The sequence below is a fragment of the Lachnoclostridium sp. An138 genome (genome assembly GCF_002160765.1).
GTDB classification, from domain to species: domain Bacteria; phylum Bacillota; class Clostridia; order Lachnospirales; family Lachnospiraceae; genus Laedolimicola; species Laedolimicola faecalis.
The window spans coordinates 165,913-192,137 of sequence record NZ_NFLF01000006.1 but is presented as its reverse complement, the minus strand read 5'-3'; the positions used below and the strand labels follow the sequence as shown (position 1 = coordinate 192,137).

Sequence of the window (26,225 nt, the reverse complement as noted above, 5' to 3'; positions counted from 1 at the left end):
TAAGTGCGCTTATGGAATGTGGATAAAAGGTGCGGAAAAAAATAAAATGGGGATAACATAATTTCTCAAGAAATTTTTTCTTTATGGCAGGCAGACATATTTTTTACCGTTCAAAACTGCTGGAAGCGGCCGCGCATTGACAAGGCGGAAAGAAATTGCTACAATTCAAGGAACGGCATTGTTTGCGGCAGGAGAGCAAAGTTCCGCCGGAAGCGGATTTCCGGCTGCAGACATAGATTAAGGAACAAGGGGTGTGAGTAAATGAAACGAGTTGTGTTTTCCATTCTGGTAGATAATACTTCCGGTGTGCTGAGCCGCATTTCGGGCCTGTTCAGCCGCCGGGGCTACAATATCGACAGCCTGACTGTAGGCAGAACTGCGGACGACCGCTATTCCCGGGCGACGGTGGTGGCCAAGGGGGATGAAATCATTCTGCAGCAGATCGAAAACCAGCTGAACAAGCTGGTGGACGTGATTGACATCAAGCGTCTGGAGCCGGAAAGCTCCATCTGCCGGGAGCTGATTATGATTAAGATCAAGGTGAGCGAGGAAAACCGCCAGTCTCTGATTGCGGTGGCAAATATTTTCCGGGCCAAGATTGTGGATGTGGCCAAGGGCTCTCTTGTGATTGAGCTGACGGGAAATCAGTCCAAGGTGGACGCGTTTATCGATCTTTTAAGCGGCTACGAGATTCTGGAGCTGGCGAGAACTGGTCTCACGGGACTTTCCAGAGGCACCTTTGACGTGAAGATGTATGGCGAAGATGGCAAGCTGATGGATTATGACTTCAGCTGAGCATAAACAAAACAAAATGGAGGAATGAAAAAATGGCAAAGATCTATTATCAGGAAGACTGCAATCTTTCCCTTCTCGAGGGCAAGACCATTGCGGTAATCGGCTATGGAAGCCAGGGCCATGCGCAGGCTTTGAACGCAAAGGAATCCGGCTGCCATGTGATTATCGGACTTTATGAAGGAAGCAAATCCTGGGCGCGCGCAGAGGCGCAGGGATTTGAGGTTTATACCGCTGCTGAGGCTGCAAAGAAAGCAGATATTATCATGATTCTGATCAATGACGAGCTGCAGGCCGCCATGTACAAGAAGGATATCGAGCCGAACCTGGAAGAGGGCAATATGCTGATGTTCTCCCATGGCTTCAATATTCACTTCAATCAGATCGTACCGCCCAAGAATGTGGACGTTACCATGATCGCTCCGAAGGCTCCGGGCCATACCGTAAGAAGCGAGTATCAGGCGGGCAAGGGAACCCCCTGTCTGGTTGCAGTACATCAGGATGCCACAGGCAAGGCTCTGGAGTATGCTCTTGCTTACGGACTTGCCATCGGCGGAGCGAGAGCCGGAATCCTGGAGACCACCTTCCGCACTGAGACTGAGACAGACCTGTTCGGTGAGCAGGCAGTGCTCTGCGGCGGCGTATGCGCGCTGATGCAGGCGGGCTTTGAGACTCTGGTAGAGGCAGGCTATGATCCGAGAAACGCTTATTTTGAGTGTATTCATGAGATGAAGCTGATCGTAGATCTGATTTACCAGTCCGGCTTCGAAGGAATGCGTTATTCTATTTCCAATACGGCCGAGTATGGCGACTATATCACCGGACCGAAGATCATTACCGAAGACACCAAGAAGGCCATGAAGCAGATTCTGAAAGACATCCAGGACGGAACTTTCGCAAAAGACTTCCTGCTTGACATGTCTCCGGCAGGCGGACAGGCTCATTTCAAGGCTATGAGAAAGCTGGCTCAGGAGCATCCGTCAGAGAAGATCGGAAAGGAGATCCGCAAGCTGTACAGCTGGAACGACCAGGACAAGCTGCTGGATAACTAAAAGTATGAAAGGCTGGAGCAAAAAAGTCTATCTTGAGCTTCCCAAGCCTTCAGAGGAGGACCACCGTCCGCTGCAGGTGCGGCTTACAGCCGCTCTGGAGGACAGTGGTCCTTTCCGGCTGGAGGAAAAGACAGGATATATCCGGATGCGCCCGGCGGCCCTGCGGGACGCCCAGAGCATCTGTGATGAGAGCGGGTACCGGGTAACAGCCACAGCAGGCTTCGATGGCCACGGCTGGGAACTTCTCGGTCTGGAAGCGGGAGATACGGTGAAGGAGCATTATGGTCTCTGCGTGGATCTTGGAAGCACGACAGTCCTTATGGAGCTGGTGGATCTGAATACGGGTGAGATACTTGGAAAAGCTGGCATGTTCAATCCGCAGATCAACTGGGGAGAAGATATCTTAAGCCGCATTTTTTACACCAAGGATCAGCCGGAGCACCGGAAGAGGCTTCAGAAGGCCACTGCAGAGGGATTCTGCGCGCTGATGGAGCAGTTAAGGGAGAAGACGGGAATCGATACCCGTTCCTGTCCGATTATGACGGTGTCCGGAAACACAACCATGATCCACTTCCTGCTGGGGCTGGATGCTTTTGAAGTCTTTCAGTCGCCCTATGCGGTTCAGACGCTGGCGCCTGACATCTGCAGGGCGGAAGAACTTGGAATCTCCATGAACGGATTCGTCTACTGCTGTCCCGGCCTGGAGAATTATCTGGGCGGAGATATCATCAGCGGAATGCTGGCGACCGGAATCCCCGATCAGGAGGAAATCTGTGTGTTTCTGGACGTGGGAACGAACGGAGAGCTGGTCGTAGGCAATAAAGATTTTCTGCTGGCAGGCGCAGGAGCCGCGGGGCCTGCTCTGGAGGGCGGCGTAGTCCACACCGGCATGCGTGCGGAAGCCGGGGCGGTGGATCGCGTCACGACAGAGAAAGGCAAGCTGAAGGTCCATGTCATCGGGGAAGGGGCAGCAAGAGGCATCTGCGGTTCCGGGATTGCGGATCTGATTGCAGAACTGTACCTGAATGGATGGATTGACCTGCGCGGGAAATTTCAGGAGGATGTGCCGGAGGTAGTCCGCGTGCCGGGGAGAGAGGATAAAGAATCCGAGCTGGCGGTGGAATATGCCCCCGGACTGTGCTTTTACCAGGATGATATCGATGAATTTCTGAAGACCAAGGCTGCGGCCATGACTATGGTAGAGTATATGATGAACCTCATCGGACTGACCATGGAGGATGTGGGCCGCTTTTATGTGGCCGGAGCCTTTGGCACTCATTTTGACAAGGAGTCGGCGGTGACGATCGGCCTGTACCCGGATATTGACCGGGAGAAAATCATTTCGCCCGGAAACACTTCGCTCCAGGGAGCGGAGAAGCTTCTGCTTGATCGTTCTCTGGCCGGCAGAGCCCGGGAAATCATCGAGCGGATGGAATATGTACAATTTGGGGCTGTGGAGGACTTTATTCATCTGATGGCAGCTGCCACAGCGATTCCTCATACGGATCTGCAGCGGTATCCTTCGGTGGTGAGACGGCTGGAGGAGAGACGGAAGAACAAATAGGGAAAGCGGTAGTTAGAGAAAACGGCAGTTAGAAAAAACAGATGCCGTTTTCTGAAAGAAAACTGCCGTCTGGAGGGGGATTATGAGTCGATTTCTGAAAAAACTGTACCTGGCGATTGCCGTGCCCTGTGCACTCAATCTGCCGCTGTTTCTGGGAATGCTGGAACAGCTCATGGAAAAGGCAGGCGCAGGTATGGGAGTTATCCGGCTGCTGCAGATTCTTGCAGCCGTGCTCCTGGTACTGACATATCTCTGGCTTCTTGTATGGCCTGTACGCGACAGCGCCCGCACAGGGCTCAGAGCACGGATGATGATGGGCGGACGGCGGAGCATATGCTGGGGCCTGTATGGGGCGGTACTTCAGGTGTGGGTTATCTGGCGCCTGTTCCGGCCTGCATCCGGAATCGCCCTGATGCTTGGGAAAGGATTTCAGATTTTGGATGTGGTTCTGGCGGTCCTGGGTATTCTGTTTCTCCTGTTCTTTGGAACCTTGCGGATTTTCTTTACTTCCAGGAGACTGGGTATCGTCAGGCGGATTGTGATGCTGCTCACCTGGTGGATTCCCCTGGTAAATCTGGCAGTGCTTCTGTATGCCTGCCGCCTGGTCTATGAGGAATATGATTTTGAAAGAGAAAAAGCAGAGCTTCGCGCGCTGCGCGTGGATTCCGATCTATGCGCCACCAGGTATCCGCTTTTGATGGTACACGGCATCGGCTTTCGGGATCTCCGATATTTTAATTACTGGGGCCGGATTCCCAGAGAGCTGAAACGGAACGGGGCAGTGATTTATTACGGCAATCAGGAAGCACTGGGGACCATTGCATATAACGCAGAGGATATCCGGAAAAGAATTCTTCAGATCCGGGAGGAGACCGGCGCGGAAAAGGTCAATATCATCGCTCATTCCAAGGGAGGACTGGACGCACGCTGCGCGGTGACCACTCTTGGCATGAGCCCTTATGTGGCGTCTCTTACGACTATGAATACGCCACACCGTGGCTGCCGCTTTGTGGATTATGCCTGCCGTCTTCCTGAGGGTTTTTACCGTTTCGTGGCCGGCTGTTTTGACCGGACCTTTGCCAGATTTGGAGATAAAGCTCCTGATTTTTATACGGCCACCCACCAGTTTGCCACAGAGGAAAGCGCCCAGTTTAATGAGAAGACGCCGGATATGCCGGGCGTCTATTACCAGAGCTACACCTCGAAGATGAAAAATCCGTTCAGCCATCTGCTGCTTTCGATACCGTACTGCATGATCCGCCCTCTGGAAGGAGAAAATGACGGCCTGGTCAGCGTGGAATCCGCCAAATGGGGCGAGTTTCGGGGCGTATTTTCCAACAAAAGGCTGCGGGGAATTTCCCATGGAGATATCATTGACCTGAAGCGGCAGGATTATAAGGGATTTGACGTGGTAGAGACGTATGTGCAGATTGTGGCGGAACTGAAGGAAAAAGGATTTTAAAGAAAAAAGTTTAAAAAGCAGCATTTGATGTAAATAACAGTTGTCTGCACAGAAAACGAGCCGGGGTGGGTGGCAGAGCAGTGTATATGTATACTGTCCTGCCATCCATCCCGGTTCGTTTCCATTCAATTATTTTCCTTTTTAAACAGGGCGGTAGATTCCCCGATTTTGATAACGGGATTCACAAAGGAAACAGAAAATTCCTCGTCGGAGGATAGCGAGTCATAGCTTTCAATGGACTGAAGCAGCCGGTGCACCATAAGCTTTCCGATCTGTTTTCCTGGCTGGAGCACAGAGGTAATGCTGGGGGAAAAGAGGCGGTCGGAGTCCTCAATATCGAAGCCAATAAAGGAAAAATCTTTTGGGTAACTGAGGCCGTAATCTCTTATGGCATGGATAGCCGAGCAGGAAAGCATATAGGTAGAGACGATCACTGCGGAAAAAGGATTTTCGTTTTTGTTCAATATCAGTTCTTCCATGGATGAATAGCCTGCATCCAGATAGTAGAGACCTTCTTTAATCAAGTTGGAATTCACTTCCAGGTTATGCTTTTTCATCGCTTCTACAAAGCCATCACGCCGGAACTTGGCAGTACTCTCTTTTACGTTTCCGCAGATTAGCGCAATGTCTTTATGTCCGAGCCTCACAAGATGATCGACGGCAATTTCTGTGGCTTTAATGTTATTCAAAACCACTTTATTGCACTGAAGACTGTCAGGCTCGTTGTCAAAAAAGATAACAGGAATACGGCTGTCCTGATAGATTTTGGTCCAGCGGAAATCATCAGATACAGTTGCAAGAATCAGAGCATCTACCTGAGACTGATACATCAGTTTGATATAATTAGCTTCTTTTATGGGGTCCTCATGAGAATCCGCCAGAATCATGGAATATCCGTTTGCGGACAACTCAGATTCCGTGCCCTTGATGACTTGTGAAAAATAGTCGCCGATGTCAGGAACAATAAGGCCTACCATATTGGTCCTTTTTTTCCTGAGGGACTGAGCAACACGATTCGGTGTATAATTGTGTTTCCTTGCGCTATCCATGACCATACGCCGGGTTTCTTCTGAAACCCGGCCGGTATTGTTGAGGGCTCTTGAAACTGTGGAAATGGATAAATTAAGCTCCTCGGCTATCGCCTTTAAATTGTTTCCCATAATGTCATATCCCTTTTGCGTCAAATATCAAATCAGAATAAAACCATCTTTCAGAGGATCGCCGCTGGAAACCACAAAATCGCTGAGGGCAGTGATATAAGCCGAACCGGTGATTTTCGGTATGCCGCCGATATAGCCGCAGGTATCCTGCCGTTCGTCGATGCGGCCTGTAAAACGGGTTCCCACGATGCTTTCCTGAGTGAAGGACTGGCCAAGCTGAATGTTCCCATGTCCCAGCTCTGCGGCAATACGGGCAGAAGTGCCGGTTCCGCAGGGAGATCTGTCCACTGCGGTGGAATTTCCTTCCTCTATGGGAATCAGGATAACTACCTCTTTGCTGTCAGCACCGTCTGTACCCGGCTGGGTAAACATGACGCTGTGGATACGGTCCATAAAGGGCTGCTCCGGATGTACAAAGCCAATCTGGGGCTGCGCCACATCGAATACTTTGTGTGCCAGATCCATGAGTGTGTGGATATTGGCGGGATCTACAGAAACGCCGAATTTTTCCGCAGGGACAATGGCGTAAGCCATGCCGCCGAACGCTACATCGCAGGGGACCTTTCCATAGCCTTCGATCTCGATTTCCTGGCTGGCATAGAGGAATGAAGGTACATTTGCGAAGGTGACTTCCTTTACATTTCCATTTTCCACACGGACCTCAGCGGTAACGAGACCAGCAGGAGTATCAAGCTTCACCGTGGTAACAGGCTCTTTTTTTTCTACCATTCCGGCTTCCACCAGGACAGTGGAAACGGCGATGGTGCTGTGGCCGCACATAGTCATATAGTCGCAGGCGTCAAAATATAGGATTCCCATATCCGCTTCCGGATTGCAGGGTGGCACGTAGAGTGCTCCGGACATACTGGCGTGTCCCCGGGGCTCTTGCATCACGACCTTTCTGATCCAGTCGTGATGATCGTGCAGATACTGCATTTTTTCTGCCATAGTAGTTCCTTTTATCTGCGGGGCGCCTCCGACAATATGCCGGGTAGGACTTCCGGCAGTGTGTGTTTCGATGATTTTCAGTATTTTTTCAAATTGCATTTCCTTTTTCCTTCCAATGTAAAGTAAATGAATGTTTTAATGAAAAGCCGGTGTGCCGGCAACCGGAAAGGGTATACCGGAGCTCGCACAGGGCAAATACTGCACAAATGCGCAAATGTTTGCCCTATTTGCTTTATACTATAAAGAATGAAAAATATTCTGTCAAGAGCTGTTTTAGAAGAAATTGCGGATTATTAAAATGAAATAGTATGTAAACAAATGGAAATGGGGACAAAATAGACAAAAAAATAAGACAAAAATTATTTAAAACATACAATATTGAAAAAATGACTTGCAATTGTTTGTGGTTTAATTTATAATCAAATTCGTAAACAAAATGAGCAAACGTTTGCACAATTTTGAACTGGAAGATTGAAAATGGAAACGGAGAAGGAGGACGAAGAAGTGTTATTGCAAGTTGCCGTAGATGCATTGAGCGTTGGAAGCGTATATGCATTGATTTCGATGGGGTATAACCTGGTATACGGTATTCTGGGACAGCTGAATTTCGCCCATGGCGATGTTTATACAGTGGGATGTTTTATAACGTTTACATTGTTTGTTTCCGGAGTCAATCCGATCCTTGCAATTATAATAGGTGTCTGTGCCGGTGCGGTTGTGAACCTTATAGTAGAAAGATTTGCATATAGGCCTTTGCGAAAACGCGGATCAAACAGAATTGCCCCTACGATTTCAGCAGTCGGCATTGCCTATATTATGAGAAACATCGTACAGCTTATATGGGGACCGCAGACATATGCTTTTGATTTGCAGATTATCCCGAGCAAAACCATACAGGTTGGAAATGCTTATGTAGGAACATTGCAAATTTGGATTTTATTAATTGCAGTTCTCATTATGGTTCTTATGACTATGGCGTTGAAAAAGACAAAATGGGGACAGGCAATTGTGAGTATTTCGCAGGACATTACTACATCCTCATTAATGGGTATTAAAACGGATCGAATTATTGCTATTATTTATGGTCTGGGAGCAGCTCTTGGAGTAATTGGCGGAATTTTGTTCTGCAGCTATTATGGTTTTATTTATATGGGAATCGGATTCGCATATGGAACCATGAAAGCGTGGATGGCAACAATCTGGGGTGGAATTGGAAGCTTGAAGGGAGCAATTGTTGGAGCATTATGTCTGGGTATTATCGAAACATTTGTTGGCGCATACGTTTCTACCACCTATAAAGATGTAATTGTCTGGCTGGTATTTATTATTTTCATAATGGTACGTCCTCATGGATTATTCCCGCAGGAAGTTGCCGAAAAAGTCTGAGGAGGTCAGAAGATGAAAAAAATAAGCCAAATGAAACCTAAGATGGCGGCGTTGATTATATTTTTGGTGCTAATGGCCTGTGTGCCGATTTTTATTACTAATACATATATCTTGAAGGTTTTAAATAATGTGATGTTGTATGCAGTGATTGCTTTGTCTGTAAACCTTATTTTAGGTTTCTGCGGACTTCTTGATTTTGGACGTTCCGCATTTGTAGGTATTGGTACGTACAGTTTTGCGCTTTTGATGACGCATGTGACCAATATACCATGGTTTGTAGGCTTTATTGCAGCTGCTCTGTTTACAGCTTTGCTTGGTTGGCTGGTAGGCTGTTTTTTAAGAAGGACATCCTTCGATTACCTTACATTGCTTACCATTGGAATTGTTGAAATTGTAAGATTGTTTCTTGTTAACTGTACTTCCATTACAAATGGAGCCATGGGCATTACCGGTGTTCCGGAGCCGAGCTTTTTTGGATTTGAGCTTAACAGCCATGGCAAGTTCTTTTATTTTTCATTGATACTGCTGGTGGTGTGTTATCTGCTGATCAACAGGCTGATTAATTCATATAAAGGGCGCGCACTAATGGCTATTCGCGATGATGAAATTGCGGCGGCATTTTCAGCTATCAACATTCCGAAATATAAGGCATTTTGTTTTGGAATAGCATCTTTCTTCACTGGTCTTGGAGGAGCGGCAATGGTGAGTTATACAGGGTATGCATCGCCTTATAATTTTACTATTGATGAAGGGCTTATTCTTTGTCAGATGGCTATTTTGGGCGGACTTGGAAGTTTGCCAGGCTCTATCCTTGGTGCGGTGATACTGGTTGTTGTTCCTGAATTGTCGCGAACAGCATATGAGTACAGGCTGCTTATTATGGGTATTATGATGGTGGTTCTGATGTTGTTTTGTCCAAATGGATTGCTTGGTAAAAATGGTCTTAAAGACATACTTGTGAAGAAGGCAAAGCAGATTTTAAAGCATGAAGGAAAACCCGAGGAGGAAAGGAGAGCTGCAAAATGAGTGAGATGTTGAAGATTGAACACCTGTCGGTCAGCTTTGAAGGCTTGAAAGCGCTTGACGATGTCAGTCTGAATGTTTCTGATGATGAAATATTTGGCCTCCTGGGTCCGAATGGAGCCGGAAAAACGACATTTTTTAATGCTATTACAGGTTTCACAAAACCAACTGGCGGCTCTGTTTATTTTTTTGGCAAAGATGTCACGAATTTGAATACGACAGAACACTGCAAAGAAGGTATGGCCAGAACATTTCAGAATATAAGAGTATTCAGTCAAATGACGGTGCTGGATAATGTTTTGGTAGGAATGCACAAAAACTTGAATTCGAATTTTTTTCAGATTTTTTTGAAAACCGCATCGCAGAGAGCGGAAGAAAAGAGGGCAGTCGAAAAAGCATATGAGATCCTGGAAATGCTGGAGATTAAAGATACAGCAAATGAAATTGCTGGAAGTTTACCGTATGGTACACAAAGAAAAGTTGAGATTGCCCGCGCATTGGCAAGCGAGCCCAGGATGCTTCTTCTGGATGAACCAACAGCGGGAATGAATCCGCAGGAAACAGATGATTTAATGTATCTGATAGACGAGATCCGTAAAACCGGTCCGGCGATTGTTGTAATTGAACATAATATCAAATTTATGCTGGGCTTGTGTGACCATATTGCGGTATTGAATTTTGGAAAACTGATTGCTTTTGATACGCCTGAGAAGGTAGCCAATAATCCTCAGGTTATAGAAGCGTATATCGGTGCAGAGGAGGAATAATACATGTTGCTTGAAATAAAGGATCTTGTTGTTAAATACGGACAGATTTCGGCATTAAATGGGATCTCCTTAAGCGTCGAAGAAGGGAAGCTTACCTGTCTTCTGGGTGCAAATGGGGCCGGAAAATCAACTTTGGTAAAAACTCTGTCCGGTATTATGAAACCAGCAAAAGGTGAAATCATTTTTAATGGGGAAAATATAGCTGGTATGCCTATGCATCAGATTTATAAAAAAGGCATTACGTTATGTCCGGAGGGCAGACGGATTTTTCCGCAGCAGACGGTGTATGAAAATTTAAAAATGGGTGCTTATAACAGAAGAGACAACGAGATTCAGGCAGATGTCGAAAAGTATTATGAAATGTTTCCTATTTTGGGTGAAAGAAAGAATCAGAAAGCAGGGCTTCTTTCAGGTGGAGAGCAGCAGATGCTTGCCATATGCCGCGCACTGATGGGACGGCCCAAGTTTTTAATGCTTGATGAGCCTTCCATGGGACTTGCGCCTAAAATTGTAAAGGAGATATTCAATACAATAAATCGGATCAGGCAGGAAGGCATAACAATACTTCTGATCGAACAAAATGCGAAGCAGGCACTGAAAATTGCGGATTACGGATATGTGCTGGATGTGGGATATATTACGATGCATGACAGCGCAGAGAAACTGTATCAGAATGAAACACTTCAAAAAGCTTATTTTGGCGGGGGACAATAAATAAGCAGTGTTCTAAAAATAGGAGGAATTATCTATGAAAAAAAGATTGTTAAGTATCATTTGTGCATTAGCGTTGACACTTTCATTAACTGCATGTGGCGGCTCAGGGTCTGGAGAAACCACTTCTGCCGACAGCACTTCTGAAACTTCTTCAGGAGACACTTCGACAGGGAGTACAGACGGCGATACAATACGCTTTGCAGTGGCAGTTCCATTAACCGGCGATAACGCAGAGCAGGGAATGTATGTGGTAAATGGCTGTCAGATGGCAATTGATGAAATCAATGCGGCAGGCGGCGTGAACGGGAAAATGTTCGAGATGGTTACCTATGACGATCAGGCATCTCCGAATCAGGCGGTAACAATTGCGGAAAAGATTGCAGCCGATCCGACGATTGAGTTCGTAATTGCACATATCAATTCCGGATGTCTGGTTGCGGCACAGGATACCTACATTGATGCAGGACTGAGCGTTATTGGTACAGTTCTTTCCATGGATGAGTTGTCTGATTATGGCTGGGACAATTTCCTTAGAATGTGTCTCTGCAATGGTGATTCTGCAAAAATATTGATTGATGCTGTTATGGAAGCGGAGGATGTTAAAAATCCAGCTATTTTTTATGCTAATGATGCAAACGATCTATCGGCATGTAATCTGATGGTTGAGTATTTACAGGATAAATACGGATTTACGAATATTCAGACGGAGACCTTTAATCCTGAAACGGATAAGGATTATTCTGCACAGATTGATAAATTCAATGCAGCAGGGGTAGATTGCATTTTCCTCGCATGCGAATACAGTCCGGCTGCGCTGCTGGCTATGCAGAGCCATGAAAAAGGATTTTCTCCTGTTTTTGCAGGAATCTCTAATAATAATCCGGCCTTTATTGAGCTTGGTGGAGAAGATGTAGAGGGTGTGTATACAGTTTGTGGTTTTGATTCCACAGATCAGGATGCAGATATTCAGAACTTCATTGCAAAGTATGAAGAAGAATATGGAACCCAGCCGAATGACTGTGTGTCCAGACCTTATGATTCTATGTATGCCATTGCTGATGCATACCAGAATGGAGCGACGAGAGATAATCTGGCACAGTGGATGATGGAAAACACAAATTATGAAGGCACTACAATGGACTTCAGATTTGACGGAACTTGTGATGATCAGCTTGCAAGAACCTATATTCTTCAGGTTACAAACGGCGAATTCCAGTGTATTACAAGCAAATCGCTGGATGAGCTGAACGCAGGTTCATAATAAAATAGGAAAAGTCCCCAGCTAAATCAGCAGATTGTTTTTTATAAGCGATGACAGCCGCAGACCTGGAGCAGAAAAAGTCTGCATCGGGTCTGCGGCATTGAATAACCAGGAGGCAATCATGAGCATAAAAAAACATCCGATTTTGGGAGATGCGCCGGAAGCGGAAGAGGTAACGGTGATTCTTGACGGTGTTCCGATCAAGGTGGAAAAGGGACAGATGATCGCGGCGGCGCTCCTGGAAAAAGGAATTCGAGTAAACAGATATACCCGTAAAAATCATGCGGCGAGAGGAATTTTCTGCGGGATCGGCCAGTGTACGGACTGTGTCATGGTCGTAAACGGGCAGAGAAATGTGCGCACCTGTATTACTCCTGTGGAGGACGGCATGATTATTGAAACGCAGAACCGGACGGAGGAGCAGAAGTGATGGAAAAAAGAGAAATTTTAATCATCGGCGCGGGACCGGCAGGGCTGGCGGCTTCCATCGAAGCGGCGCAGACAGGCGCTCAGGTTCTCCTTGTAGATGAAAATGATGCTCCGGGTGGACAGCTTTTCAAGCAGATTCATAAATTTTTCGGTTCGGCAAAGCACAAGGCCGGAACGAGAGGAATCAATATCGGGAAGCAGATGCTGGAGCAGACAAAGGAAGTGGGCGTAGAGCTCTGGCTGAATACAACTGCCATTGGTACAGTCGGAGACAAGCAGGTAGCTCTGGTCAGGAAAAATGAGGATGGAACCTCGGAAACCGTTGTTGTGGAAGCAGATAAGATTCTGGTAGCCTGCGGCGGAGCGGAAAACGCAGTGAATTTTGACGGCTGGACGCTTCCCGGCGTCATGGGTGCCGGGGCCGCGCAGACTATGGTGAATGTGCGCAGAGTGCTTCCCGGAAAAAAGATTTTGATGGTAGGCTCTGGAAATGTAGGACTGATTGTCAGCTATCAGTTGATGCAGGCAGGGGCGGACGTGGTTGGAATCGTGGAAGCCGCGCCCAGGATTGGCGGATACTGCGTCCACGCGGGGAAAATCCGCAGAGCCGGCGTTCCGGTTTATCTTTCTCATACAGTCCTTCATGCGGACACGGATGAGGGCGGAGAAGAAGTAAGTTCCGCTGTGATTGTGCAGCTAGATGAACATTTTCAGCCGATTCCGGGAACGGAAAAACGGATAGACTGCGATACCATCTGTATTGCGACAGGACTCCGTCCGCAGATCAAAGTCAGCACGCTTCTGGGTGTAAAGAACGGATATATTCCGGAGCTCGGAGGCTGGATGCCGATTCATGATGACAATATGGAGACGAATGTAAAAGGAATATTTGTAGCCGGGGATACGGCTGGCGTCGAGGAAGCCAGCACGGCCATGGATGAAGGAAGAATGGCAGGCGTGGCTATGGCTCATGAGCTGGGCTACTTAAGTGATGAAGAAGCGTCTGCAAAGAAGCAGGAGATCTCAGAGCGTCTGAAAGCGCTGCGCCTTGGACCTTTTGGGGAGAGAAGGCAGAATGCGAAAGACAGAATCGTAGCGGAGGGAAAAAAGCATGAGTGATATTACAAAGACAGGTTTTTTAAATTCCGCTGAACTGAAGGAAGCGGGAAGATATCCTTCGGAGGAGAGACTGGAAAAGGGACCGGTGGCAGTGATTGAATGCTGCCAGAACATTCCCTGTAATCCCTGCGAGACAGCCTGCAAGTACGGCGCAATTACAGTGGGTGATCCAATTACTAATCTTCCGATACTGGATGAGAGCAAGTGTATCGGCTGCGGTGTATGTATCACAAAATGTCCGGGGCTTGCAATCTTTGTGGTAGACAAATCCAAAGAAATGGCGAGAGTAAGCTTCCCATTTGAGTATCTGCCCCTTCCGGAAAAGGGTGATACGGTGAAGGCTGTGGACAGAGCCGGACAGTACGTCTGTGACGCGAAGGTGATCAGAGTCAATAATGCGGCAGCCAATGACTGTACTCCGGTTGTGACTATTGAAGTGCCGAAAGAGCTGGGTGATGATGTGAGGAGCATCCGCCGCCTGAATCTCCCCGAGGAGGACAGAGAGGCCAGGCTTTTGGAGATTGACGACTGGAGTGCTGTGCCGGATGATTTGATTGTATGCCGCTGCGAAGAGGTGACAGTGGGAGAGATTAAAAAGGCAATTGCGGAAGGGGCCAGGACAGTGGAAGGAATCAAGAAACGTACAAGAGCCGGAATGGGACTCTGCCAGGGCAGAACCTGCGTCAAGCTTGTTTCCAGGATTCTGGGAAGCGAGACGGGTCTTAAGCCAGATGAAATTAAGCCGGACACTGTCCGTATGCCGATTAAGCCCGTAGCGTTTGGCGTATATAAGGAATAGACCTAAAGGAGGAGAATATGAGCAAGAGTGCAGATGCTGTCGTAATCGGCGGAGGAATTGTGGGACTTTCCAATGCGTACTGGCTGGCAAAGCGCGGACTGAAGGTTGTCCTTGTAGAGTCAGGCGATCTGGTGGCAGGTACTTCCGCAAGGTGTGACGGCAACAATTATATCTGTGATACTGCTCCCGGAGAAATTACTCAGACTATGAAGCTGGCGGTGAGCGAGGTGGAAAATCTGGTCAAGCATGAACTGGATGCGGATGTGGACTGGATTGAAAACGGAATGTTTACCCTGGCAGAGAATGAAGAGCAGTACGAACAGGCAAAGAAACAGTGCGCCGAAAAACAGGCGGACGGAGTAAAATGCCGCATGGTAGACAGGAAAGAGCTTCACGAAGCGGAGCCGAATCTGGCGCCGGATATCTATGGAGCGATTGAGTTTACCGAAGGCGGCTCCTTAAGTCCGATTCTGTTTGGCTTTGCCCTGGGGGACAAAGTAGAGAGTCTGGGAGGTGAGATCTGGAGATTTACCAGGGTAATAGGCATAGAACTGAATCCGGATGGTTCTGTAGGAAAGGTGCTTACAGACAAGGGAGACATTGTTACGAAACATGTCGTGGATGCAGCAGGCGTCTGGTCTCCGGCCATCGGAAAGATGGTGGGCGTGGATATTCCTGTCACAATGATGAAGGGAGATATTCTGGTAGCAGAATCTGACGTGAAGGTTTCCAACCGCTACGTTTGTGAAATCGGGTACAACTTTTTAAGAAATGATATGAAGCTGGACGGAGATGATGCTATCCGTCAGAAATACGGAATCGGGTTCCTGACAGAACCTACGGGAGCGAATAATGCGCTGATCGGCTTCAGCAAGTATCCGGCCACAGATACCAGGACAAATTTTGAAGTGACCCGGGCCATGGCAAAGCGCGCAATCCGGTTTTATCCGATGATTGCAAATGTGAACATTATCCGAACCTATGCAGGCTTACGTCCCTGGTCGCCGGATCATGAACCGATTATCTCAAAGACAAAGGTTCCCGGCTTTTACGTCTGCTCCGGACACTGCGGCAGCGGAATCGCTTACGGACCGCTGTCAGGAAAGCTGATTATGCAGATGATTCTGGGCGAGGAAACCGATGTGAAAATGGACAGATTTGATCTGTACAGATTTTAATGAAAAATAACAGGATTTCAGGAGGAAAACAAAATGGCTTACTACAATCTTGAAGAAACAAAACGCAGAACACAGAAAGTAAAAGAGATTCTCCGGGAAAAGAACCTGGACTGTGCAATCATTTATTACGATGAGCTGAACGTGGCAGATGGCTGGTATCTGACAGGATGGTGCCCGCAGTTTGAGAAGGAAGCGGTAATGGTCTTTGCCAATGACGCGGATTCCATCCTTCTGGGCGGACCGGAGTCGGCTCCCTTTGCAAAATATGCGAGCGCTATTACGGAGACCTATTGTTTCCAGCCTTTCATGGTTCCGGAGGAAGAGTATCCGAATGCTACGATTCTTACCTTTGATGATTTAAACAAGCTTCTTCAGGAGAGAGGCATACATATTAAGAGAATCGGTATCGTAGGTTCTTTCTACTTCCCGCATTCCATTTATACGCTTCTACAGGAAGGCTTTAAGGGAGCGGAGTTTGTAGATATTACAGATGAATATGACTACCTTCGCTATTTCAAGAGCCCCTGGGAGGTGGAGAACATCCGTACAGCTTTTGGCATGACCTATGAGGCGCTGCTGGCTATGGAAAAGAAAGTAAAACCGGGCGCTACAGAGATTGAAGTGGCAGCAGCTGGTGAGTATGTATGCCGTTCCAAGAACGCCAACGGCTTTGCGTTCCAGACCATGGTAGGCTCCGGAATTATGAGCAACGCGGTGGCTCCGGTAGCTTCCAACACTCCGATGAAAGCAGGAGATATGGTGCTGGTAGGAATTGCTCCCAGATATAACGGCTACGCAGGAGTTATGGGAGATACGCTTCCGGTATCCGGAGAATATACGCAGGAGCAGAAAGACTGTGTCAATGTGATTCGTGAAGTGTTCCGCAAGACGCGTGATGCCTTAAAGCCCGGTGAGTGCGGAAAGACCCTGGACCCGATTGGCGCAAAGATCTACGAGAAACATGGCTGGACACAGTATATCGTGTGCCCGTTCGTACACGGCCTTGGACTGATGGAGGCAGAGAGACCCTTCTTCGGACCGAACGGAACCGATGTGCTGCAGCCTGGTTCCATCGTTTCCATCGATATCAGTATTTTTGGACATCCGAAATTCAACGGCGTGCGCGTGGAAACCGGCTATGTTATTACAGAAACCGGATATGAGCCGCTGTCTCCGGAGATGGATGCAAGACTTGAGAAGGAACTGTAATCCAGAGAACTGCAATATCAAAGAAAAAGAAATTGCCTGCGGCCGGTGGGAAACGGCTGCAGCCTGAGAAAAAGGAGAGTAGAGAATCATGAATGCGATGCTTGAAAGATTAAAAACAGTAACCCCGGCAGTACTTGCCGCCTGGAATGAAGACGGAAGTTTTGATGAGCCCTCTTACCGCGCATTGGTACGCCGCTGCGTAGATGCGGGAATGGAATCTCTCTTTATCCTGGGATATACCGGTGAAGTAAAATATATCAACAGGGAAGATAGAAAGAGAATTACTGCAGTCACCCGGGATGAAGCTCCGGATGCGCTCATTGTAGCCGGCTGCGTAGGAGCCTGCATTGACGATATTCTGATGTACATTGAAGATGCGAAGGAAGCGGGAGCTGATATGGCTCTGGTGACACCGACAGAGTTCTATACCCTGAGGGATTATGAGCTGGAGAGCCTGTTTGAAGATCTCAATGAGAAGACTGCTCTTCCGATTATGATCTACAACTGCCCGGAGAATCCCCACCACTGCAGCGGAGAGATGCTGAACCGCCTGGCAAAGCTGCCGAATATCCAGGCTCTGAAGCAGTCCACGACGACAGACAAGATTCAGAGAATCATGAACAAGCTGGACAAGGATCTGGATTTCATTATGGTATCCGGTGATGAGTTTGAATTCTTCCCGGCTATCTGCCTTGGCGTACAGGGCTTTATTATGGGCGCGCCCGGCAACATTACGCCGAAGCTCTGCCTGGAGATGTTCTATGATTATAATGCAGGAAAATTTGAAGAGTGCAGAGACAAATACATGAAGTTCGCAGACTTCTATGATGAACTGTTTTACTGCGTAGACAAAGATGTGATTGCGATTACCAAGGCAACGATGGAACTGGCGGGCACCTGCAAGCGCTGGATGAAACGGCCGACAGCTAGTGTGACAGATGAAGAGATGGAAGTGATTAAGGACGTATTAAAGAGACACAATATTACTCTTTAATACAGAACCTACAAAAAGCAGGTAAGGCTGCTGCAGAGGAGACTGCTGCTGCGGCCTTTTCTGCTGTATGCCGGACATCCGGCTATAGAAAACAGAAAGATTCAGTGGAGGAACCATGAGAAAAGCGGTTGATTATGACAAAGCAGAATTTGAAAAATGTGCCCGGGGAGAAATGTATTATACGGGTTTCCGGGGACGTGATGAACTGGTGACGCAGGCATTGATGCTTTGCCAGGAATATAACCAGACGCCAGGCGATGATAAAAAGCGCAGAGAAGAGCTGATCCGGGAACTGTTTGGGAAAGTGGGGAAAAATCCGGATGTAGAACCAAATGTATTCTGCGGTTTTGGATTCAATGTAGAGGTGGGAGATAATTTCTTTGCCAACAATGGCTGTAATTTCGTGGACCCCGCAAAAATAACCTTTGGAGATAACGTGTTTATCGGGCCGGACTGCGGCTTTTATACAGCCCACCATCCTGTCAGCTATAAGCTGAGAAATCAGCTGTATGAATGGGCGTACCCGATTAAGGTGGGAGATAATGTCTGGTTTGGAGGAGGGTGCCGCGTGCTTCCGGGGGTGACGATTGGAAGCAACGTGGTAATCGGAGCAGGCAGTGTGGTTACACGGGATATAGCGGACAACTGTATTGCGGCAGGAAATCCCTGCAGAATTCTCCGGTATATCGATGAAGACGGCAATGAAATCAAGAAGGCAGAGGAAAAGGAGAAGGGTATGGAGTACGGGAAAAAGACATGGATTTTTGCGGATGGAGACCTTCCGCCCAGAGGAGATTCGGAGCCTTACGGTCATGAAGCGCTTTCCATTGTAAACTGCGGAAAAGAAGATGCTGAGATTCGGGTAAAGGTCCTCTTTTCAGATCGGGAGCCGGATCAGTTTACACTCCGGGTTCCGGCAGACAGGGTGATCTGCTTCCGCCTGGACGGACCGGTGGGAGAGCCGGAGTACCGGATTCCTTTCGGACAGTATGCGCTGCTGCTGGAGAGCAATGTGCCGATTGTAGCTGTACTGGGAAGGCTTGACCGGAGAGAAAATATATCTTACTATGAACTGGATGGATATTCCTGTTAAGTCCATTTTAAACAGGGAACAGTCAGGATAAAGAAAGGGCAAGGAGGATATTTCTATGGTATATTTTCTCGGATTGGATAATGGGGGAACTGCGACAAAAGCCGCCGTTTTTGATGAAAACGGGCGGGAGCTTGCGGCGGTTGGAATGAATACTGCCATGCTGGTTCCAAAGCCCGGTTTTACAGAACGGGATATGGAAGAAATGTGGACGGCCAACTGCCAGGTGATTCAGGGAGCGCTGAAGAAAGCCGGAATCTCCGGAGATGAAATTTCGTGTGTAGCAGTCTGTGGTCATGGAAAAGGACTCTATCTCTGGGGAAAGGATGGAAAACCTGTCCGGAATGGAATTATATCTACGGATAACCGTGCCTGGAATTATCCGCAGAGGTGGAAACAGGACGGGACGGAGGCAAAAGTGCTTGAACGTTCCTGCCAGCACATTCTGAGCAGTCAGCCGGTATCGCTGCTGGCGTGGCTTAAGGATCATGAACCGGAAGCTTTGGAGAAGACACAATGGATTTTTGCGTGCAAAGATTATGTCCGCTTCCGCCTGACCGGGGAAGCCTTTGCAGAGCGTACAGATTATTCCGGATGTAATCTGGTGAATCTTCATACCGGTGAGTATGATGAGGCGCTTCTGGAACTGTTTGGACTTTCGGAATGTATGGAAAAACTTCCGCCTTTACGGTATTCCACAGACATCTGCGGTCATGTCACAAAAGAGGCGGCAGAAAAAACAGGACTGAAAGAAGGAACTCCTGTAGCAGGAGGAGCTTTTGATATTGATGCGTGTGCTCTGGCGGTAGGGATTACCGATGAAGAGCATATCTGCATGATTGCAGGGACCTGGAGCATTAATGAATATATCGCCAGAGAGGCAGTCACAGACGGAAGCGTTATGATGAACTCTTTCTACTGCCTGCCGGGCTATTATCTGGTGGAAGAATGCAGTCCGACTTCGGCGGGAAATAATGAATGGCTTATGAAGACATTGCTGCCGGAGGTGCGTGAAGAGTGCAGAAAGAATGGAAAAAATATTTATGAACAGATGAATTCCTGGGTAGAGGAAATACCGGCAGAGGAATTCTGTCCGATTTATCTGCCGTTTCTGATGGCAAGCAATGTGCATCCGAATGCCAGCGGCTGCTTTGTGGGAATCAGTAATTATCATACCAGAAAGCATTTGCTGCGGAGCGTCTATGAGGGAGTCACGTTCTCACACCGTTATCATTTGGAAAAGCTGCTGAAAACAAGAAAAGAAGTGCCCAGATCCATCCGCCTGGCTGGAGGGGCGGCAAGATCGCCGATGTGGACACAGATGTTCGCAGATGTTATGAAGCTTTCGGTGGAGAGCGTTGATGTGAATGAGACGGGGGCAGCAGGCTGCGCGGTTATCGGCGCTGCGGCCAGCGGTGTCTGTGAAACTGTGGAAGAGGCAGTGAAGAAAATGTGCCGGATTGGAGAACCGGTGCTCCCAAATCCACGGAATTCTGCAATTTATGATGAAAAATATGCGTTGTACTGTAAGACAATTGATGCTTTAGATGGGCTGTGGGATTCGATTCAGAGTTATCGTGATAAATATAGTATAGGAAATTAAAATCCTGCAGGAAATGACGTATGGAAATCTCTGTTGCCGTTGGCAGTTGAGTTTCTCCGGTTTTAGTGGTAAAATGAGGTAAATATTTTTAGAGGGAGAGGGTATTCGCGATGGGATACAACCTGAAGAAAATAGCCGAGGAATCGGGATGCTCCATATCTACGGTTTCCAGAGTCATAAACGGGAAGGGACGAATCTCAGAGGCAACAAAAGAAAAGGTTATGAAGATTGCCAAAGAACATGATTACGTTCCCAACCAGATTGCCCGCTCCCTGAAAAACAGCAAAACGAACACGATAGGTATTATCGTTCCGGATATCCGGGACTATTTTTACATGTTTATTAAAGCGGCGGATGCCATATTTTCTGAGGCAGGCTATTCGATTCTCCTTGCGGATTCAGATGAAAATGCGGAGAAGGAAGAGAAGTATATCAATCTGATGTATGAGAAAAGAGTGGATGGGCTGGTACTGGCTACGGTTTCAGACAGGCAGGAAGCTCTTGGAAGATATTTCCGGAATTCCGTTCCGGTTATTTTTATCGACAATCTGCCTCATGTGGACCCGGCCTATGAGGACTGCGTGCTTCTGGATAACGGCCGTGCCAGCGCCATGGCGGTAGAGTGCTTTATTAAGGAAGGGCATGAGAAAATTGCAATCATTGCGGGAAATGAACGAGAGACTACCGGAATGGAAAGAATTCTCGGATACAAACGCAGTATGGAAGAGCACGGGCTGGAGGTAAGGCCGGGGCTTGTGAAAATGGGGCATTTTCAGGAGGCTGGAGGTTACCGCTGTATGAAGGAACTTCTGGAGAACCGGGAAAAGGAACCGTTCACGGCAGTGTATGTCAGCTCCTATAAGATGACCTGCGGAGCCCTGCGCGCCATCCGTGAGAGTGGACTGAAGATTCCGGAGGATGTTGCCCTGATTGGTTTTGATTTTATTGATAATACCGGGCTGATCACTCCGTCTATTACGACAATTGTGCAGCCTATTGAGAATATCGGAGATGTCGTGGCAAAACGGCTTTTGGCCCGGGTTAAGACAGCGGAGGAATCGGAGCAGGGAGAACAGATTCGGGACATTGCTCAGAAGATTATTCTGGCACCGGAAATTCTGGAAGGAGAGAGCAGCAGGCGGACAGCCAGCGGGCAGTAATCGCAAAAAAGTATTGACAGAAGTCCATTCAAACACTATAATCTTAGTTGTGCAACGATCCCTTCAGCGGCGAACTGCGCGAGCTTTCCGCAGTTGAAGGTATATTACCCAGACAGTTGTCTAGTGCACAATATACAACTGGAGGGAGGTTAGGTGTGATACTATGTCGAATGTAATCGTAAAAGAGAACGAGACTTTAGATAGCGCTCTGCGTCGTTTCAAGAGAAACTGTGCGAAGGCTGGCATTCAGCAGGAGATTCGTAAGAGAGAGCATTACGAGAAGCCCAGCGTAAGACGTAAGAAAAAGTCCGAAGCAGCGAGAAAGCGTAAATACAATTAATTGTGCGTGAAATTCCCCGGCGATCCCGGGGAATTTTTTGATCTGGCGGGTAACTTTTGTTTCCGGTTCAGTCAACATGTTCTGTGCAAGAAAATTCTGCGAAGCGGATAAGGAAACAAAATTTAAAGGTGTAAACCTGCATAATTTGGAAATTTTACATAATTGTAGAGAAAGACAAAAAGAATAATTTACTTTTTTGTCATTTTGACTATAGCTTTTTGCACAAAAAAGATATAGTATAATTTAGATTCAATTATGATACGCAGACAGGAGGAAATCGCATGGAGCAGATGGAGACTGTGCTCAGCCGGCTTTCTGAGATTGAGGATGCGGCTGTCTCGCTGGAGGAACAGGCGGCGGAACAGAAAAAAGATATTGCCGCAGAGTATGATGCGAAGACAAAAGCGTTTGATGCCGAAATAGATGCTCAGACGCAGGAAAAGCTGAAAAATCTGAATGAAAAGCTGAAAGCAGAAGCTGAAAATGAGCTTCTCAAGATGAAGATTGAAACAGAACGCGAGCTTAATGCTATGGAGCAGGAATACAGTCAGAACCATGAAAAGCTGGCTGAAGGAATATTTCATAAAATGATAGGAGAGTAGGCATGGGCGATCTGATGAAATACAGCGCCATTGCCACCAAAATCAGAGCCATGGAGAGCCGCCTCCTGAAGAAGGAAGACTACCGGAGACTGGCAGAGATGGCAAGTGTGCCGCAGGCAGTGGCTTATCTGAAGAAGATTCCCGCGTACAGCGCCCTGTTTGGAAGCAGGGATGAAAATCAGCTTCACCGTGGAGAGATTGAAAAGCTTCTGATTGGAACACTGTACTTTGATTTTTCAAAAATTTACCGGTTCTGTGACAGAAGCCAGAAGAGTGTCCTGAGACTTTACTTCTGCAAATTCGAAATTGCTGTTCTGAAACGGGCCTTCCGGCGCGCGTTTAACCATGGAGACAGGACGGCAGAGGAGAAAGAGCTTCGGGGAATGATTCAGCGTTTTACGGAAATTCCTCTGGACAAGCTGTCAGAGGCCCAGACTGTCCCGGAGATTCTGGAAGTGCTGAAGGATACGCATTATTACAGAGTTCTGCAGAAACTGGAAAAATCAGAGCAGGTAAGTCTTTTTGATTTTGAGATGACGCTGGATCTCTATTATTTTTCTATAATATGGAAACAGAAAGATAAGCTTCTGAAAGGCAGGGATCTGGATCTTCTGACAAGAAGCCTGGGAAGTAAAATTGATCTGCTGAATATGATGTGGATTTACCGGGCAAAAAAATATTACCAGCTTACAGAGGCCTCCATTTACGCTCTTTTAATCCCCATTAATTATCGGCTGCATGACAGCGATATCCGGAATATGGTGACGGCCGGGGATGAGAGAGAGATGGAAGAGGCCGCGCGGAAAACCTATTATGGAAAGCGTTTTCTGGAGCTGGACGGGAAGAAACTGGAGATTATGTATAACCAGTTTATCCGAAAAATTTATGGGGAAGAGAAACGGAGCAATCCGTATTCCATGGCAGTGATTACCAGTTATCTGTTCGACAAGGAACTGGAGCTGGATAGGCTGACCACCGTCCTGGAGGGTGTCAGATATGGCATGCCGCCCGGTGAGACGTTGAAATACGTGGAGCAGGCGAGTGACGGAAGCACACAGTAGAGGAGGTAGCAGCAAGTGATTGTTAAAATGAAGTTCTTAAGCATCACTGGGCCGAAAAATGATATTGAGCGCATGGCTGGCCAATATCTTTCCAAGTATGAAATTCAGCTGGAAAACGCCCTGACAGAGCTTAAGACGGTAAGGGATTTGAGGGCCTATACGGATAAAAATCCTTATGAGGAAATCATCCGCCAGGCAAAAGAGTATCTCCCTGCCGGTTTGAAAACAGATAAGGAATTCCCGGATATGACTGTGGAACGGGCGGAGCAGATTCTCCGGGAAGCGGAAAAGAACCTGACCGAATTGCGGGGCCAGAGGACGGAACTTTCTGAACAGCGGGAAAAAGCCATGAAGCTGCTGGAAAATATTGATCCGTTTCAGGCTCTGGGATTTGAGGTACACAGGCTTCTGGAGTTCCGGTATATCAAATATCGTTTCGGCCGGATTTCAAAAGAGTATTTTGACAAATTTGAGCGGTATGTCTATGATACGCTGGATACGATTTTCTATAAATGCAGCAGCGATGAGGAGTATGTGTGGGGCGTGTATTTTGTGCCTGCTTCTATGGCAGACAAGATAGACGCAGTATACGCTTCCATGCACTTTGAACATTTCTTCCTGCCGGACGAGTATGAAGGTACGCCCAGCCAGGCTCATCAGGCTCTGCTGGACAAGATAGCCAGACTGGACAGCCGGCTGGCCGAAGTAGATCAGAAGATCACAGGCGTGACGGCAGACCGGGCGGATGAACTGGCCGGAGCGATGCAGTTCCTGGAGAAGCGTTCCGCAAGCTTTGACATCCGCAAATTTGCGGCTCTGACCAAGGAAAAGGACAATGTGTTCTATATTCTCTGCGGCTGGATGCCGGAGAATCAGGCGGATGCCTTCCAGAAAGAGATTGAGGATGATGAGCAGACCTTTGTGGTAGTGGAGGATGATCATGACAATATTTTCAGCACTCCGCCTACCAAGCTGAAGAATTTCAGGCTGTTCCGGCCCTTTGAAATGTACGTGAAGATGTATGGTCTTCCGGCCTACAATGAGATGGACCCCACTATGTTCGTAGCTCTGACCTATGCGTTCATTTTCGGAGCCATGTTCGGCGATGTGGGACAGGGGCTGGTACTTCTGCTGGGAGGTCTCTTCCTTTATAAAAAGAAGGGAATGGATCTGGCGGCGATTATCGCCAGCGCAGGTGTATTTTCCACTTTCTTTGGCTTTATGTACGGCAGCTTCTTCGGTTTCGAGGATACGGTGATAAAGCACATCTGGCTGAAACCCAAGGAGGCCATGATGACGCTGCCTGTGATTGGACAGATGAATACGGTGTTTGTGGTTGCCATCGTCTTCGGTATGTTCCTGATTCTGACGGCCATGATTATGCACATCATTGTATGTGTGCGCAATCATGACGCGGAAGGAACCTGGTTTGACACAAACGGAGTGGCAGGCTTCCTGTTCTACGGCTTCCTGGTAGCCAGCCTGATTCTTGTGATGAGCGGCCATACTCTTCCCGCAGCGGTGATTCTGGTGATTATCCTTGGAGTTCCGCTTCTGGCCATGGCCTTCAAGGAGCCTCTGGGAGCCTGGCTGGAGAAGAAGAAGGCAAAATTTGAGGACGGAGTACCCATGTACCTGGTTCAGACCTTTTTTGAAATGTTCGAGGTGCTTCTGAGCTTCTTCTCCAATACGCTGTCCTTTGTCCGTATCGGCGCGTTTGCAGTCAGCCACGCGGCCATGATGGAGGTCGTGCTGATGCTGGCAGGCTTTACGAACGGCGGCAGCGGAAACTGGATTATCATTGTTCTGGGCAATGCCTTTGTATGCGCCATGGAGGGTCTGATTGTGGGAATCCAGGTGCTGAGGCTGGAATATTACGAGCTGTTCAGCCGGTTCTACAAAGGAACAGGACATGCGTTCAAGCCTTATGAGCTGAAGAAATAAACAGTTGAAAAAGCATGTGAAAAAAGCAGCAATAAAAAATTTATTTATAAATATCTAAAGGTATTTTAAGGAGGAAAATAAAATGTCTATGGTAGTGAGAGTGTTACTGGTTGCAGCGTTAATCTTAAGTATTATTGTTCCCTTTGGCGCATATTTTCTGGGAGAAAAGAGCCGTAAGAGATATAAGAGATCACTTGCGTGCAACTGCTTCTTCTTCTTTGGAACCCTGGTACTGGCATCTGTTCTTTCCCTTGGCGGAGCAGGCAGCGTACAGGCTGCTGAGGCTGCCGCAGATGTGGCAGCCTCAGGCGCGGCCGCAGGCGGACTTTCTTCCGGTCTCGGCTATATCGCGGCAGCTCTGGCAACAAGCCTTTCCGGTATCGGTTCCGGTATCGCGGTAGCTTCTTCTGCAAGCGCGGCTCTTGGAGCTATCAGCGAGGATCAGAGCATTTTCGGTAAGTCCATGATCTTTGTAGCTATGGCCGAAGGTATCGCTCTGTATGGACTTATCATCTCCTTCATGATTCTTGGACAGTTATAAGCAGCCGCCTGAAAGGAAGGAATTCCT

General features: G+C 47.8%; 25 protein-coding genes and 1 pseudogene. 23 read left to right on the top strand and 3 right to left on the bottom strand.

The annotated features are described in order from the left end of the window. The first annotated feature begins 261 nt into the window (after nucleotides 1-261). The 4 genes from ilvN (at nucleotide 262) to B5E82_RS07540 (ending at nucleotide 4,870) form a co-directional block, all read left to right on the top strand. Nucleotides 262-795, top strand: coding sequence for an acetolactate synthase small subunit (ilvN, locus tag B5E82_RS07555; RefSeq protein ID WP_087306946.1), 534 nt, complete (start codon nucleotides 262-264; stop codon nucleotides 793-795). Nucleotides 796-827: 32 nt separating this feature from the next. Further along, nucleotides 828-1,844 (top strand): ketol-acid reductoisomerase, encoded by a 1,017-nt coding sequence (ilvC, locus tag B5E82_RS07550; protein WP_087306945.1) that lies wholly within the window; start codon nucleotides 828-830, stop codon nucleotides 1,842-1,844. Between the two features lie 4 nt (nucleotides 1,845-1,848). After that, nucleotides 1,849-3,408: an ASKHA domain-containing protein gene (locus B5E82_RS07545; protein ID WP_087306944.1), complete on the top strand. Its 1,560-nt coding sequence runs from the start codon at nucleotides 1,849-1,851 to the stop codon at nucleotides 3,406-3,408. Between the two features lie 82 nt (nucleotides 3,409-3,490). Beyond that, the gene (locus tag B5E82_RS07540; RefSeq protein ID WP_206415647.1) at nucleotides 3,491-4,870 is read left to right on the top strand and encodes a lipase family alpha/beta hydrolase; all 1,380 of its coding nucleotides are present in this window, start codon (nucleotides 3,491-3,493) and stop codon (nucleotides 4,868-4,870) included. Nucleotides 4,871-4,995: 125 nt separating this feature from the next. Here the strand turns inward: B5E82_RS07540 and B5E82_RS07535 are convergent, their stop codons facing one another. The 3 genes and pseudogenes from B5E82_RS07535 to B5E82_RS07530 all read right to left on the bottom strand — a co-directional run bounded on the left by B5E82_RS07535 (nucleotide 4,996) and on the right by B5E82_RS07530 (nucleotide 7,077). Then, the gene (locus tag B5E82_RS07535) at nucleotides 4,996-5,847 is read right to left on the bottom strand and encodes a substrate-binding domain-containing protein (protein ID WP_242966268.1); all 852 of its coding nucleotides are present in this window, start codon (nucleotides 5,845-5,847) and stop codon (nucleotides 4,996-4,998) included. Between the two features lie 48 nt (nucleotides 5,848-5,895). Next, a pseudogene (locus B5E82_RS18955) lies at nucleotides 5,896-6,030 on the bottom strand (LacI family DNA-binding transcriptional regulator); the annotation flags it as partial. A 27-nt stretch (nucleotides 6,031-6,057) separates the two neighbouring features. Then, a complete protein-coding gene (locus B5E82_RS07530) occupies nucleotides 6,058-7,077 on the bottom strand; it encodes a proline racemase family protein (protein ID WP_087306941.1) in 1,020 nt (339 codons plus the stop codon). 378 nt (nucleotides 7,078-7,455) lie between these two features. Between B5E82_RS07530 and B5E82_RS07525 the strand changes: the two genes are divergently transcribed. The 19 genes from B5E82_RS07525 to B5E82_RS07435 all read left to right on the top strand — a co-directional run bounded on the left by B5E82_RS07525 (nucleotide 7,456) and on the right by B5E82_RS07435 (nucleotide 26,198). After that, entirely contained in the window at nucleotides 7,456-8,364 is a 909-nt protein-coding gene (locus B5E82_RS07525) for a branched-chain amino acid ABC transporter permease (protein WP_087306940.1), read from the top strand. A gap of 12 nt (nucleotides 8,365-8,376) precedes the next feature. Then, nucleotides 8,377-9,390 carry a branched-chain amino acid ABC transporter permease gene (locus tag B5E82_RS07520; RefSeq protein ID WP_087306939.1) on the top strand — a complete coding sequence of 338 codons (1,014 nt, stop codon included), beginning with the start codon at nucleotides 8,377-8,379 and terminating at the stop codon, nucleotides 9,388-9,390. Next, the gene (locus B5E82_RS07515) at nucleotides 9,387-10,154 is read left to right on the top strand and encodes an ABC transporter ATP-binding protein (protein WP_242966267.1); all 768 of its coding nucleotides are present in this window, start codon (nucleotides 9,387-9,389) and stop codon (nucleotides 10,152-10,154) included. Before B5E82_RS07520 ends, B5E82_RS07515 begins: the two co-directional genes overlap by 4 nt. 3 nt (nucleotides 10,155-10,157) lie before the next feature. Then, entirely contained in the window at nucleotides 10,158-10,868 is a 711-nt protein-coding gene (locus tag B5E82_RS07510) for an ABC transporter ATP-binding protein (protein ID WP_330398304.1), read from the top strand. Nucleotides 10,869-10,902: 34 nt separating this feature from the next. Next, nucleotides 10,903-12,129 carry an ABC transporter substrate-binding protein gene (locus tag B5E82_RS07505; protein ID WP_087306938.1) on the top strand — a complete coding sequence of 409 codons (1,227 nt, stop codon included), beginning with the start codon at nucleotides 10,903-10,905 and terminating at the stop codon, nucleotides 12,127-12,129. 121 nt (nucleotides 12,130-12,250) lie between these two features. Beyond that, complete coding sequence (locus B5E82_RS07500; protein WP_087306937.1) at nucleotides 12,251-12,559, top strand: (2Fe-2S)-binding protein; 309 nt, start codon at nucleotides 12,251-12,253, stop codon at nucleotides 12,557-12,559. Continuing rightward, entirely contained in the window at nucleotides 12,559-13,677 is a 1,119-nt protein-coding gene (locus B5E82_RS07495; RefSeq protein ID WP_087306936.1) for an NAD(P)/FAD-dependent oxidoreductase, read from the top strand. The genes B5E82_RS07500 and B5E82_RS07495 overlap by 1 nt, the downstream gene beginning before the upstream one ends. Next, nucleotides 13,670-14,476 carry a (2Fe-2S)-binding protein gene (locus B5E82_RS07490; RefSeq protein ID WP_087306935.1) on the top strand — a complete coding sequence of 269 codons (807 nt, stop codon included), beginning with the start codon at nucleotides 13,670-13,672 and terminating at the stop codon, nucleotides 14,474-14,476. Before B5E82_RS07495 ends, B5E82_RS07490 begins: the two co-directional genes overlap by 8 nt. Before the next feature lie 17 nt (nucleotides 14,477-14,493). Beyond that, a complete protein-coding gene (locus tag B5E82_RS07485; RefSeq protein ID WP_087306934.1) occupies nucleotides 14,494-15,654 on the top strand; it encodes an NAD(P)/FAD-dependent oxidoreductase in 1,161 nt (386 codons plus the stop codon). A gap of 33 nt (nucleotides 15,655-15,687) precedes the next feature. Further along, nucleotides 15,688-16,863 carry a M24 family metallopeptidase gene (locus B5E82_RS07480; protein WP_087306933.1) on the top strand — a complete coding sequence of 392 codons (1,176 nt, stop codon included), beginning with the start codon at nucleotides 15,688-15,690 and terminating at the stop codon, nucleotides 16,861-16,863. 88 nt (nucleotides 16,864-16,951) lie between these two features. Beyond that, the gene (locus B5E82_RS07475) at nucleotides 16,952-17,857 is read left to right on the top strand and encodes a dihydrodipicolinate synthase family protein (RefSeq protein WP_087306932.1); all 906 of its coding nucleotides are present in this window, start codon (nucleotides 16,952-16,954) and stop codon (nucleotides 17,855-17,857) included. A gap of 115 nt (nucleotides 17,858-17,972) precedes the next feature. Further along, nucleotides 17,973-18,950, top strand: a complete 978-nt coding sequence (locus tag B5E82_RS07470; RefSeq protein ID WP_087306931.1) for a sensory rhodopsin transducer — start codon at nucleotides 17,973-17,975, stop codon at nucleotides 18,948-18,950. Nucleotides 18,951-19,005: 55 nt separating this feature from the next. Continuing rightward, nucleotides 19,006-20,550 (top strand): FGGY-family carbohydrate kinase, encoded by a 1,545-nt coding sequence (locus B5E82_RS07465; RefSeq protein WP_087306930.1) that lies wholly within the window; start codon nucleotides 19,006-19,008, stop codon nucleotides 20,548-20,550. A gap of 110 nt (nucleotides 20,551-20,660) precedes the next feature. Next, a complete protein-coding gene (locus tag B5E82_RS07460; protein ID WP_087306929.1) occupies nucleotides 20,661-21,710 on the top strand; it encodes a LacI family DNA-binding transcriptional regulator in 1,050 nt (349 codons plus the stop codon). Between the two features lie 163 nt (nucleotides 21,711-21,873). Continuing rightward, the gene (rpsU, locus tag B5E82_RS07455; protein ID WP_004054229.1) at nucleotides 21,874-22,050 is read left to right on the top strand and encodes a 30S ribosomal protein S21; all 177 of its coding nucleotides are present in this window, start codon (nucleotides 21,874-21,876) and stop codon (nucleotides 22,048-22,050) included. A 281-nt stretch (nucleotides 22,051-22,331) separates the two neighbouring features. Next, nucleotides 22,332-22,652 carry a hypothetical protein gene (locus tag B5E82_RS07450; protein WP_087306928.1) on the top strand — a complete coding sequence of 107 codons (321 nt, stop codon included), beginning with the start codon at nucleotides 22,332-22,334 and terminating at the stop codon, nucleotides 22,650-22,652. A gap of 2 nt (nucleotides 22,653-22,654) precedes the next feature. Beyond that, nucleotides 22,655-23,713 carry a V-type ATPase subunit gene (locus B5E82_RS07445; RefSeq protein WP_087306927.1) on the top strand — a complete coding sequence of 353 codons (1,059 nt, stop codon included), beginning with the start codon at nucleotides 22,655-22,657 and terminating at the stop codon, nucleotides 23,711-23,713. Nucleotides 23,714-23,728: 15 nt separating this feature from the next. Continuing rightward, a complete protein-coding gene (locus B5E82_RS07440) occupies nucleotides 23,729-25,657 on the top strand; it encodes a V-type ATP synthase subunit I (RefSeq protein ID WP_087306926.1) in 1,929 nt (642 codons plus the stop codon). Between the two features lie 82 nt (nucleotides 25,658-25,739). Next, complete coding sequence (locus tag B5E82_RS07435) at nucleotides 25,740-26,198, top strand: ATP synthase subunit C (RefSeq protein WP_087306925.1); 459 nt, start codon at nucleotides 25,740-25,742, stop codon at nucleotides 26,196-26,198. The last annotated feature ends 27 nt before the right edge of the window (nucleotides 26,199-26,225 follow it).